Source organism: Listeria floridensis FSL S10-1187 (assembly GCF_000525875.1).
GTDB lineage: Bacteria > Bacillota > Bacilli > Lactobacillales > Listeriaceae > Listeria > Listeria floridensis.
This window is the reverse complement of record NZ_AODF01000049.1, coordinates 1-11,750: the sequence shown is the minus strand read 5'-3', so window position 1 is coordinate 11,750 and position 11,750 is coordinate 1. Positions and strand designations below refer to the sequence as shown.

The 11,750-nt window shown below is 40.4% G+C and carries 9 protein-coding genes and 4 pseudogenes; 11 read left to right on the top strand and 2 right to left on the bottom strand.

Annotated elements, in window-relative coordinates; translation table 11 throughout:
• Positions 1 to 98 (top strand): hypothetical protein (locus MFLO_RS16655; protein ID WP_241433675.1); only part of this gene is annotated, 98 nt, incomplete at its 5' end.
• A gap of 49 nt (positions 99 to 147) precedes the next feature.
• On the opposite strand, the gene MFLO_RS13600 is transcribed toward MFLO_RS16655, so the two are convergent.
• Positions 148 to 651: an antibiotic biosynthesis monooxygenase family protein gene (locus MFLO_RS13600; RefSeq protein ID WP_036098565.1), complete on the bottom strand. Its 504-nt coding sequence runs from the start codon at positions 649 to 651 to the stop codon at positions 148 to 150.
• Between the two features lie 170 nt (positions 652 to 821).
• Between MFLO_RS13600 and hemE the strand changes: the two genes are divergently transcribed.
• The 7 genes and pseudogenes from hemE to gpmA all read left to right on the top strand — a co-directional run bounded on the left by hemE (position 822) and on the right by gpmA (position 8,560).
• Positions 822 to 1,880, top strand: a complete 1,059-nt coding sequence (gene hemE / locus MFLO_RS13595) for a uroporphyrinogen decarboxylase (RefSeq protein ID WP_036098564.1) — start codon at positions 822 to 824, stop codon at positions 1,878 to 1,880.
• A 3-nt stretch (positions 1,881 to 1,883) separates the two neighbouring features.
• A complete protein-coding gene (gene hemH, locus MFLO_RS13590) occupies positions 1,884 to 2,816 on the top strand; it encodes a ferrochelatase (RefSeq protein WP_036098563.1) in 933 nt (310 codons plus the stop codon).
• Positions 2,817 to 2,960: 144 nt separating this feature from the next.
• Positions 2,961 to 3,308 (top strand): hypothetical protein, encoded by a 348-nt coding sequence (locus MFLO_RS13585; RefSeq protein ID WP_036098562.1) that lies wholly within the window; start codon positions 2,961 to 2,963, stop codon positions 3,306 to 3,308.
• Positions 3,309 to 3,426: 118 nt separating this feature from the next.
• On the top strand, positions 3,427 to 4,212 hold the full coding sequence (locus MFLO_RS13580) for a GNAT family N-acetyltransferase (RefSeq protein ID WP_036098560.1): 786 nt from the start codon (positions 3,427 to 3,429) through the stop codon (positions 4,210 to 4,212).
• A 130-nt stretch (positions 4,213 to 4,342) separates the two neighbouring features.
• Entirely contained in the window at positions 4,343 to 5,020 is a 678-nt protein-coding gene (locus MFLO_RS13575) for a Bax inhibitor-1/YccA family protein (protein ID WP_036098559.1), read from the top strand.
• Between the two features lie 141 nt (positions 5,021 to 5,161).
• Positions 5,162 to 7,761: pseudogene (gene clpB, locus MFLO_RS14890) on the top strand (ATP-dependent chaperone ClpB).
• A gap of 108 nt (positions 7,762 to 7,869) precedes the next feature.
• Positions 7,870 to 8,560, top strand: a pseudogene (gene gpmA / locus MFLO_RS13560) (2,3-diphosphoglycerate-dependent phosphoglycerate mutase).
• A gap of 36 nt (positions 8,561 to 8,596) precedes the next feature.
• On the opposite strand, the gene MFLO_RS13555 reads toward gpmA, so the two are convergent.
• Entirely contained in the window at positions 8,597 to 8,785 is a 189-nt protein-coding gene (locus MFLO_RS13555; protein WP_036098556.1) for a YjzD family protein, read from the bottom strand.
• 254 nt (positions 8,786 to 9,039) lie between these two features.
• Here MFLO_RS13555 and MFLO_RS13550 point away from each other — a divergent pair.
• The 3 genes and pseudogenes from MFLO_RS13550 to MFLO_RS13540 form a co-directional block, all read left to right on the top strand.
• Positions 9,040 to 10,135 (top strand): annotated as a pseudogene (locus tag MFLO_RS13550) (glucosaminidase domain-containing protein).
• A gap of 142 nt (positions 10,136 to 10,277) precedes the next feature.
• Positions 10,278 to 11,220: pseudogene (locus MFLO_RS13545) on the top strand (beta-ketoacyl-ACP synthase III).
• A 255-nt stretch (positions 11,221 to 11,475) separates the two neighbouring features.
• Positions 11,476 to 11,750, top strand: a 275-nt coding sequence (locus MFLO_RS13540) for a beta-ketoacyl synthase N-terminal-like domain-containing protein (RefSeq protein WP_036098555.1), incomplete at its 3' end; no start/stop codon positions are given.

The following is an 11,750-nucleotide window of genomic DNA, read 5'->3' as shown; positions in this document are numbered from 1 at the left end:
CAATCGGTGGTTTAGTCATTCTTGGTGTGAATCTTGCGTTTGTCGTAGTTTTTTCATTCTTGTATATTCCGTTTCGCGTTAAAAAAATGTATCAATAGACGTAAAAAAACCGATCTGCCCTGCGGGCAGATCGGTTTTTTTACGTCCCTATTTTGCATCATGAGCGAATTCAGGAAAGTGATAGGTATCGATATGCGAAAAACCAATTTGCGTATTATTGCTTTCCATCATTTCAATCACTTTTGCATGATATGGCGTGGTTTTAAAAGCCTGATAATATTTTTCTGAATCCCAAAAAGTGAGAATCAAAAACTGACTCCGTTTTGTCGACTCACCCAGTTGGAAGCATTGCAATCCGGGCGTTTCCTCAAGCGGTTTCACCATTTTATGATAGAGCTCTAAAAAAACCGGCACTTCTTCATCACGCACCATCACATATTCAAATGTGACAAAACCGAATCCTTTGATTTTTCCCTTTGATTGCAGCATACGAAAAGTATTTTCTTCCTTAAATACACTTGGTTCAGCAGACTCGTGCAGCAAAACAACATTGCTGTAGTTTTGAAGCAGCATAATCTGTTCAGTTGGATTCTCAGCTAAGATTTGACGCAAATAGTGTTCAGTTCCCGATGTTACGTAAATATATTTCATAATTAGACCAGCTTTCTTTGTATAATAGTAGAAAAATGCTTTACAGCAACTCATTTCCCACGATTATCGATTTCTAAACGCTTCCGAAAGCAACTTGTTTGGTTTTACTATGTATTTTTAGTATGCTTAAACTGTGAAGTACTTAGCAAGCATGAAGGAGAGGTACTTGAATGAACAAAATTTCGAATGATTTATTTTTGAAAGCGGTAAAAAGCGAGCCGGTTTCGCGCATTCCCGTTTGGTATATGCGCCAAGCTGGAAGATCTCAACCGGAGTATCGCAAACTAAAGGAAAAATATTCGCTGTTTGACATTACACACAATCCCGAGCTTTGCGCTTATGTTACAAGGCTTCCCGTTGAAAATTACGGCGTAGATGCGGCAATTTTGTATAAAGACATTATGACTCCACTGGTTGGTTTAGGGGTGGATGTTGAAATCAAAAGCAGCGTAGGTCCAATCATAAAAAATCCAATTCAGACTTTACAGAATGTCGAAAAACTCTCCGAGCTGTCGCCGAAGCGAGATGTTCCTTACGTCCTTGAGACGATCAAGCTTCTGACAGAAGAGCAGTTAAGCGTTCCATTGATCGGGTTTGGCGGTGCCCCTTTTACACTTGCTAGTTATATGATAGAAGGCGGTCCCTCTAAAAATTACCATAAAACCAAAGCGATGATGTACCGGGACCCTGCAACTTGGTATCTCTTGATGGATAAACTTGGCAAAATGACGGCAGATTATCTAAATGCACAAATTGAAGCCGGCGCAGCGGCAGTCCAAATTTTTGATTCTTGGGTAGGCTCCCTAAGCCGTGCTGATTATGCAGAATACATAAAACCTGTGATGCGTAAAATTGTGAATAACATCAAAATGTCCCATCCGGATGTGCCTGTGATCATGCAAGCGGTGGCTTCGAGTCATCTGCTCGTTGAGTTTCGAGACTTGAAAGTGGATGCCATCGGAATTGACTGGCGCATTACGATTGAGAATGCAAGGGAACTAGTCGGTGCCGGAAAGGCACTCCAAGGAAATCTTGATCCAAGTTTGCTGCTCGCGAAAGAGAAGTGTATCGAGCAGGCGACAAGCATCTTAAAATCCGCTACGAAACAACCTGGATTTGTATTCAATCTTGGTCATGGTGTTTTTCCAGAGGTAGAGCCGGAAATGCTGAAAAAGCTGACGCAACATGTGCACACGACAAGCGAAATTTTACTGAAAGAAGGAATGTAACAAATGAAAAAGGTTGGGCTTCTTGTTATGGCATATGGAACGCCGTACAAAGATGAAGATATTGAACGTTATTATACCGATATACGTCACGGAAGAAAACCTACGCAGGAAATGATTGATGACTTACGCGGACGTTATCATGCAATCGGAGGACTTTCTCCACTGGCTAAAATTACAGAAGAACAAGCTTATGGACTCGAACGGGTTTTGAATCAAGCTCAGTCGGAAGTTGAATTTAAAACGTATATTGGATTGAAACACATCGAACCGTTTATTGAAGATGCGGTTCAAGCCATGAAAAAAGACGGAATTGAAGAGGCCATCTCAATTGTCCTTGCGCCGCATTATTCAAGTTTCAGCGTGGAGTCTTATAATAAGCGGGCTCTTGATGAAAGTGCTAAAATCGGCGGTCCAAAAATTACAACAATCAATGAATGGTACAAAAATCCAAAATTCATCCAGATGTGGGCAGATCGAATTAATCAAACTGCTGCTGAAATTCCAGCTGACGAACTAGAAAAAACTGTGCTGGTTGTTTCGGCACATAGTCTCCCTGAGAAAATTAAACAGTTTGGCGATCCGTATCCTGATCAGCTTGCAGAAACAGCACAGTTAATTGCTGAAAAAATCATTGTGCCGCATTATGCGCTAGGCTGGCAAAGTGAAGGGAAAACAGGAGAACCTTGGCTTGGCCCAGATGTGCAAGATTTAACGCGTGATCTTTCCAAGGAACACGGCTATCTGCATTTCATTTATACGCCAGTTGGCTTTGTAGCTGAGCATCTTGAAGTGCTTTATGACAATGATTATGAATGTAAAGTGGTGACAGATGAAGTTGGAGCAAGCTATCATCGACCTAAAATGCCAAATGCCGATCCCGAGTTTCTTGAAGTTTTACAAGCAGAAGTTTTATCGGCCTATCAAGCAGATCGCTAAAAAAGAGCCCTTGGGCTCTTTTTTGGCGTAAATTTGAAAGCGGTTTCTTATTTTTTAGCATAATACTATATGACTTTAATCTGTTTCTCATTTTTCTCGGGCATAATAACGTTATACAATAAGTCAGCGAGGAGGTCATGGAAAATGGAAACGCTGAATGAACTGCAAAGAATGGCAGAGAATATGACAATCTATATGTCGATAAACGGATATACAAAAAGAACTTTTGCAAAGGTAACGGGAATTTCACAAAATACAATGCAGGCGATAACGTCTGGAAAAATAAAAAATGAAAAGAAACTGAGTCGCTACATAAATGTGGTAACCGAAAAGCTTCAACTTGAACCAGACTACTTTAAACAGTCACGTGAAGAGATTTCGAAAGCCCCTATCAAATATCAAGATGAAGAAAAACTTCATACTGGAAATGAGAAATTTAACGCTTTGAGTTTGATGCTCAAAATTGGTGAAATACATTACGAATGGGAATAAAATCAGAGGTGCGAGTGCAAAATTTCGCATCTCTGATTTTTCGTGTTGACTAATCCACCAAGATCAACTAAAATAGAAACAATTTTGAGGCTAGCTATTTTGGATAGGAGTGGACCACTTGATTAAAAAACTGACAGCATCGAATGAAACAGAGCTTGATGAATTGCTGAAAAAAGAAGCGCTGTTAAATCTATTTATTTTAGGTGACATCGAGAATTTCGGTTATGATAATGAAATTATCGATATTTGGGGCGATTATGATGCGGATGGAAGACTTAGAGCGTGTCTGCTTCGTTTTGAAAGAAACTTCCTGCCGTATTCGCTTACGGACGAATTCGATGCAGCCGGTTTTGCCGAAATTATTCAAACTCATGAAAACTATGCAATCAGTGGAATTCCGCGCGCAACAGTTCCACTTGAAGCTTATATTCCTTCTCTAAGTGAAAAATGTCACAAATCGTATTTTATCAAATGCGAAAATGCCAGTATGATTAATGCGAATCGAGAAGTGATCATTCGTTCGGCGAAACAAGAAGATGTTGCTGAAATTGTAGAATTGAGACAGCACATCAAAGAGTTTGGCAATCGTATTGAAAATGAGGAGCTGATTACCACACAGCTTGATCAAGGATCGAAACGAATTTATTACATTGAACAAGACGGAAAAATCGTTTCTGTAGCTGAATCAACGGCAGAAAATTCATTTTCAGCAATGATTGTCGGTGTGGCGACGCTTGAAGAATACCGTGGTCGAGGATTTGCCAGTACCATTATGAAGCGGCTGTGCTGCGATTTGCTAGCAGAAGGAAAAACACCGTGCCTATTCTATGATAATCCGATTGCTGGAAAAATTTATCATAAAATCGGTTTTACGGATGTTGGCGACTACATGTTGTACCGTTAATCCAAGAAGAAAAACAGTCTTTCAAAAGCGGAAGGCTGTTTTTCATTTAAAACAAGTCTCAAGTCGGATAGGGGAAAAATGGATTTTTTGTTATACTGATGAAAAGAAAGAGAATGAAGGAGAGATTAGGATGGATGAAATTAAACAACAAGGATATGTTGGAGTAAAGAAAGAAGTTGTTTCAAAGCAAGTCATTATGCAGAAAACGCTCAATTGGTTCGTGATTTCGCTGCTCGTTGCAACGATTGGAGCAGCTGTTGGAAATTCACTTGACCCAAGCTGGTTTATTCCACTAGTTATTCTAGAATTTGCGCTTTTAATCGCAGCTATTGTTGTAAGACGCAGTCAAACTGCTAACCGCAAATGGGGCATTCCGCTTCTGCTTAGTTTTGCTTTCGTAACTGGGCTCATGACAGGTCCAATATTAACGCATTTTTTCAGTGAAGGAGCTGGGCTAGCAGTTCTCATGGCTTTTGTAACGGCTTCTGCTACATTTACAATACTGGGTTTTATTGGAGCAAAAATAAAAACAGATCTGCACTTTTTAGGCAAGGCTCTGTTTGCCGCACTGATCATCTTGGTACTATTTGCACTCTTCAGCTTATTTGTTCCGCTGGGTGCGATGACAACCATTATAGCAGGATTTGGTACGCTCGTATTCTCGCTTTATATTTTGTTTGATTTCAACCAGATTATGAAACGCGATGTAACTCTCGATGATGTGCCGATGCTTGCGCTCAGCCTTTACCTCGATTTTCTCAACTTGTTTTTATATCTGCTGCAGTTATTTACGGGCGGACGCGATTAAGCGAATCACTGGGGAATTTTTTCCTCGGTGATTTTTTTTAGAAAAAGGGTAAAGAAAATTAGACAAAAGCAGCATAATTTACTATAATAAATTTAAAGGTCAAAAAAGGTCAAATTATTTTTTACTAAAGGAGGCCGCCAAATGGAGATGCAAAAGTTTACGCAGCAAGTACAAGAAACGATCGGAGAAGCGCAAAAACTTGCTGTCAGTTTAGAACATCAGGCGATAGATGTCCTGCATGTTTTTCAAGTACTTTTACAAGAAAGCGACTTTGCGAAACGGGTTTATGAGGTAGCAGAAGTCGATATAAATTTAGTTAAACCAAACATTGAGGCCGCTCTTGAAAAAATTCCTGCGGTCATGGGAACAAATGTAAAATACGGAGAATCAATGACAAATGAACTCTATCAGTTGATGATTCGTGCTGAAACCGAAGAAAAAGAATTAGAGGATGAATTTATTTCAACCGAACATTTGCTTTTAGCTGTAATGGAGCAACGTGAAAATGCAGTTACACAAAGTATTATGGCACAAGGAAAAAAACAAAAAAAGACATCTTAGACGCAGTTCTTAAGATTAGAGGAGGAAAACGTGTGACAAGTCAAAACGCAGAAGAAAACTACGAAGCATTATCAAAATACGGCCGAGATCTCGTGGCGGAAGTAAGGAGCGGCAAAATTGATCCGGTCATTGGGCGGGACACAGAAATCCGTAATGTAATCCGGATTTTATCACGCAAAACAAAAAATAATCCGGTTTTAATTGGTGAACCCGGCGTTGGTAAGACAGCGATCGTTGAAGGACTTGCGCAGCGGATTGTCCGAAAAGATGTTCCAGAAGGATTAAAAGACAAAACGATTATTTCGCTTGATCTTGGCTCACTGATTGCAGGGGCAAAATATCGCGGTGAATTTGAAGAGCGACTTAAAGCAGTTCTTCAAGAAGTGAAAGAATCTGACGGACAGATTTTACTATTTATTGATGAAATCCATACGATCGTCGGTGCTGGAAAAACAGAGGGAGCAATGGATGCAGGAAACATGCTAAAACCAATGCTTGCGCGCGGCGAACTGCACTGTATCGGCGCAACGACTTTGGACGAATATCGCCAATATATCGAAAAAGATGCTGCGCTTGAACGTCGTTTCCAAAAAGTACTTGTACCAGAACCAACTGTAGAAGATACAGTTTCTATTTTACGAGGCTTAAAAGAACGTTTTGAAATTCACCATGGCGTAAATATTCATGACAATGCACTTGTAGCGGCAGCAACGCTTTCAAATCGCTATATTACCGATCGGTTTTTACCGGACAAGGCGATTGATCTAATTGATGAAGCTTGTGCGACGATCCGCGTTGAGATTGACTCAATGCCGAGTGAGCTTGATGAAGTGACACGTAAAGTGATGCAGCTTGAAATCGAAGAAGCGGCATTAAAAGAAGAAAAAGATCCAGCGAGCGAACGCCGCCTTGAAATGCTACAACGTGAACTGGCTGATTATAAAGAAGAAGCTAATAAAATGAAGTCGAAGTGGGAAAGCGAAAAGGGCGAAATCAGCAAAATCAGGGAAATGCGCGAACAGATTGATGCCATGCGCCATGAATTAGAAGAAGCTGAAAATAATTATGATCTTACAAAAGCTGCTGAACTGCGCCACGGCAAGATTCCTGCAGCTGAGAAGGAACTGGCTGAACTCGAAGAGCAAAACCGTGAAAAAACACAAAATGAAGATCGATTATTGCAAGAAGAAGTTACGGAAAATGAAATCGCCGAGATTATTGGACGCTGGACTGGAATTCCCGTTACGAAACTTGTGGAGGGTGAACGCGAAAAACTCTTGAAGTTAAGCGATGCTCTTCATGAAAAAGTTGTGGGTCAGGATACAGCAGTTGATCTTGTAAGTGATGCAGTGCTTCGTGCACGCGCAGGGATTAAAGATCCAAAACGTCCGATTGGTTCCTTTATTTTCCTTGGACCTACTGGAGTAGGGAAAACGGAACTTGCAAAAGCACTTGCATACAACATGTTTGACTCGGAAGACCATATGATTCGAATTGACATGTCGGAATATATGGAGAAACACTCGGTATCGCGGCTCGTTGGAGCTCCTCCTGGCTATGTTGGTTATGAAGAAGGTGGGCAACTGACAGAAGCTGTGCGGCGCAATCCGTATTCAATTGTGCTGCTTGACGAAATCGAAAAGGCCCATCCGGATGTATTTAATATCTTACTTCAAGTCTTGGATGATGGTCGAATTACAGATTCACAAGGACGGCTGGTCGACTTTAAAAATACGGTAATTATTATGACAAGTAATATTGGTTCAACACTTTTATTAGAACGGACGGAAAACGGAGAAATTTCAGAGGAGCTTGAACAAGATGTAATGCAAACTCTTCAAGCTTCATTTAAACCTGAATTTCTGAATAGGGTGGATGATATCATTTTATTCAAACCGCTTACACTTGAAAATGTGAAAGGGATTGTTGAAAAGCTTGTCGAAGAACTTCAACAGCGTTTGGAATCGCAGGAAATTCATATTTCGATTTCTAATGAAGCGAAAAGTTTTATTGCGGAACAAGCTTATGATCCAATTTACGGTGCTCGTCCGCTTAAACGCTACCTTGTACGTCATGTTGAAACCCCGCTTGCACGTGAAATCGTATCGGGCAATGTGATGCCGCATTCTTCAGTGGAAATCGATTTGTTAGATGGAACATTTCAATTTAAAACAAAATAATGCGGTGAAGGGCGTCTCCTTTTTTTCAGAGGAGATGCTCTTTTAGGTTTATTTTTAGTGAAAGAGGGAAATTTTTATAGGTGAATATCTCAGGAAGGATGAGGAATTATGAAACTAGTGTTAATTCGTCATGGCCAAAGTGAATGGAACAAACTGAACTTGTTTACCGGCTGGCATGATGTTGATTTGTCGGAACAAGGGGTCGAGGAAGCAAAAACGGCTGGAAAACGCATTAAGGAAGCAGGGCTCGAATTTGATGTAGCGTTCACTTCAGTACTAACACGTGCCATCAAAACACTTAATTATGCGCTTGAAGGATCAGAACAGCTTTGGGTGCCGGTACATAAATCGTGGCGGCTAAATGAGCGGCATTACGGCGCACTTCAAGGGTTAAATAAACAAGAGACGGCAGATAAATACGGAGCAGACCAAGTACAGCTTTGGCGCCGTAGCTATGATACGCTACCTCCATTACTTGAGGAAAATGATGAACGAACAAGCAAAAAATGATCGTCGTTATCAACTGCTTGATACACATGCAATTCCATCTGGCGAAAATTTGAAAGTAACGCTCGAACGTGTAATCCCGTATTGGATGGATACGATTGCACCGGAAATTAAATCCGGCAAGCGAGTGATTATTGCTGCTCACGGAAATAGTTTGCGTGCACTCGTGAAGTTCCTTGAAGGGATTAGCGATGATGCCATTATGGAGCTTGAAATTCCAACTGGTGTACCGCTAGTTTACGAACTGGATGATGATCTTAAACCAACGAATAAATATTATCTCGATAAATAAAAAAATAAAAGAAGCGTTCCATGTGGAGCGCTTCTTTTATTTCATGTCATAAATTTCGCTGTCTTTAGGCATAAGTACTGGGATAATAAGTACAAAAAATGAAATCCCAACGGTTAACACAAGTCCTGTCGTCATGCTGAATGGTACAGAAAGCATGGATGAAAGAACAAATTCAGCCATCATTGAAAGCAAGAATACCCAGAATACTGTTACGATATAACGCACAGAAAACACCTCGTTTCGTATCTTTCACCCCTCATTCTAACATATATTTGTTCAAGATACCAGTTCGCGTGACGCAATAAAAGAAGTGGCCTGTTGTTGAAAAAGTAACAGTTATGCGGGTTTGACGCGGATTTGAAATATAAATGTTATCTTTTCCTCATTTATTTTTCATCTAAGTTTGTTAGAATAAATCTTGCACGATATTAATCGTATACAATGACAAGACTATTAGAATAGGATGTGCAGAGTCAAGGATGAAAAAACTGAAACTAACACTAGTAGCTTTTGTGACCGCAGCAGGAATTAGTGCTCCTTTTGCAGCAACGCAAGTTCAAGCGGCGGATCAAACCACAATTAATGCTTCTTTACAGAGTATGACACTTTCTGAGCAGCAATTCATTCAAGATATTGCAAAAAAAAGCGCAGGAGTTACAACGAAAATATAAAGTTTTGAGCAGTGTTTCGCTTGCCCAAGCTATTGTGGAGTCAAACTGGGGCAACAGCGGTCTCGCAGCTCAGGCTAACAACTTATTTGGTATCAAAGGCTCCTACAATGGGTCTTCAATCACGATGTCGACAAAAGAATATGACGGTGACAAAGAATATCGCATTGATGCGGCATTTCGCTCTTACCCTGATCGAGAAGCTTCCATGGAAGACCACACGTTGCTTTTCATAAATGGAACGAGTGCTAATCCAAGCCTGTATCAAGCAGTCGTAGGTGAAACAGATTACAAAAAAGCTGCCCTCGCTATTCAAGAAGCAGGATATGCAACAGATCCCAATTATGCAGCCGTCCTCATACAAACTATCGAGATGTATGGCTTAACGGCTTATGATGATGTATATGATCATATTGCGAAAGAAGAAAATCTTTTGGCATACGGCACAATTGAAGAGCCGAAAGATTATGCAGTTTGGACAGCTCCGAGCGGTGTAGAAAATGCGCAAAAGTTAGCTTCTGCAGCATCGCTTAAAGACAAGCTTTTGCGAGTTGGAAAGAAAGCGACAACGAAAAATGGCGGCATTTGGTATGAAGTCTATGAAAACGACAAACGTCTAGGTTGGGTATCGCAAAAAACTATCTCCATTTTTTATACAACTAAAAACGAAATTGAGTTTAAATTAAAGAAATATATCATTGAATCAGATCAAAAAATCTATCGCTATCCAGTGGAAGATGAAAAACGTGTAACAGGTAGCATGCAGGATTTTAGCGGACAAAAACTTGAAATTGACCGCCGTGCAGATGTGAAGAATGAATACTGGTATCGCTTTAAAGATAAAGATGGCAATATTGTCGGTTGGTCGAAAGCTACTGGATTCTCTGACAACAATCCGAATGATTGATTTGAAAAAAGGGCGGCTGTATACCGCTCTTTTTTTATTGGATAAGAAAGAATGGTTGCCAAAGAGGAGGGGTTCTGTTAAAATTAGTACCAGGTCTTAAAAACAGCTTTTTAAATTCACTCAAATATGGAGGAATCGAAAAATGAACGCAGGAGTACTAGGCGTAGGAAAATATGTTCCCGAAAGAGTTTTAACAAATTTTGATTTAGAAAAAATGATGGAAACTTCTGATGAATGGATCAGAACGCGTACTGGAATAGAAGAAAGACGAATCGCTCGCGATGATGAATACACACATGATATGGCGTATGAAGCGGCGAAAGCAGCAATTGAAAATGCAGGACTTACTCCAGAAGATATTGATTTAATTATTGTAGCAACCGTTACACAGGAGGCGAACTTTCCTTCTGTTGGAAATATTATTCAAGATAAACTTGGTGCAAAAAAAAGCAGCGGCCATGGATCTTGAAGCGGCATGCTCAGGATTTACCTACGGTGTTGTTACAGGTGCTCAGTTTATTCAAACAGGTGCTTATAAACATGTTGTAGTCGTTGGGGCAGATAAGTTGTCAAAAATCACTGACTGGGATGATAGAAGTACTGCTGTGCTATTCGGCGACGGTGCTGGAGCAGTTGTCCTTGGACCAGTTTCAGAGGATAAAGGTTTGCTTTCGTTTGTCCTCGGATCAGATGGTTCCGGTGGCAAATACCTCAATTTAAAAGAAGAAAACGATAAGCTTTACATGAATGGTCGTGAAGTTTTTCGTTTTGCTGTCCGTAAAATGGGCGATGCTTCACTTGAGGTATTAGAAAAAGCAGGACTTAAAAAAGAAGAACTTGACTTACTGATTCCTCACCAAGCGAACATTCGCATCATGGAAGCATCACGTGAACGCTTAGATTTGCCGGAAGAAAAAATGATGAAAACTGTTCATAAATATGGCAATACATCAGCTTCTTCGATTGCACTTGCACTTGTAGATGCGGTTCAAGAAGGCCGTGTTCATGATGGTGATAACTTACTGCTTGTCGGTTTTGGCGGCGGTCTTACATGGGGAGCTCTTGTGATTCGCTGGGGCAAATAACAATTAGAGGATGTGCAACTTGATGAGAAACGATTTCGTTCAGAAGTAGGCGCATCCTTTCTTTTTTTATGGTATAATGATAGCGGTTTGGTATTTGCTTCGTCTCAAACCGCACTTTTATGACTATAGTAAATCTATTTACTATAAGGTTTTAGCTCTATTTTATTTTTATTGTTGAAGCAATAGTTTTTCTGAAAATAACTCCTGGAGGCAGAAGTTGTTTTTTCATGACCCCGATTATAAGGAGATGAGAAAATGGAGAAAAAAAGAGTCGTTGTTACTGGAATTGGAGCAGTCACGCCCCTTGGTAACGATGCAGAAACGTCATGGGCCAAGGCCAAAAAAGGTGAAAACGGTGTAGCTCCACTTACTCGTTTGAACCCGGATGATTTTCCGGTTAAGATTGCAGCCGAAGTAAAAGGCTTTGACGTTGAAGAATATATCGAGAAAAAAGAAGCGCGCAAAATGGATCGCTTCACGCATTATGCTATTGCCGGTGCTGAAATGGCACTTAAAGATGCGAATTTTAC

Bases quoted from the DNA above. Each gene is read 5' to 3' on its own strand.
- hemE (WP_036098564.1), top strand. From the start codon at position 822: ATGAACAAAATTTCGAATGATTTATTTTTGAAAGCGGTAAAAAGCGAG.
- hemH (WP_036098563.1), top strand. From the start codon at position 1,884: ATGAAAAAGGTTGGGCTTCTTGTTATGGCATATGGAACGCCGTACAAA.
- MFLO_RS13575 (WP_036098559.1), top strand. From the start codon at position 4,343: ATGGATGAAATTAAACAACAAGGATATGTTGGAGTAAAGAAAGAAGTT.
- MFLO_RS13600 (WP_036098565.1), bottom strand. From the start codon at position 651: ATGAAATATATTTACGTAACATCGGGAACTGAACACTATTTGCGTCAA.
- MFLO_RS13585 (WP_036098562.1), top strand. From the start codon at position 2,961: ATGGAAACGCTGAATGAACTGCAAAGAATGGCAGAGAATATGACAATC.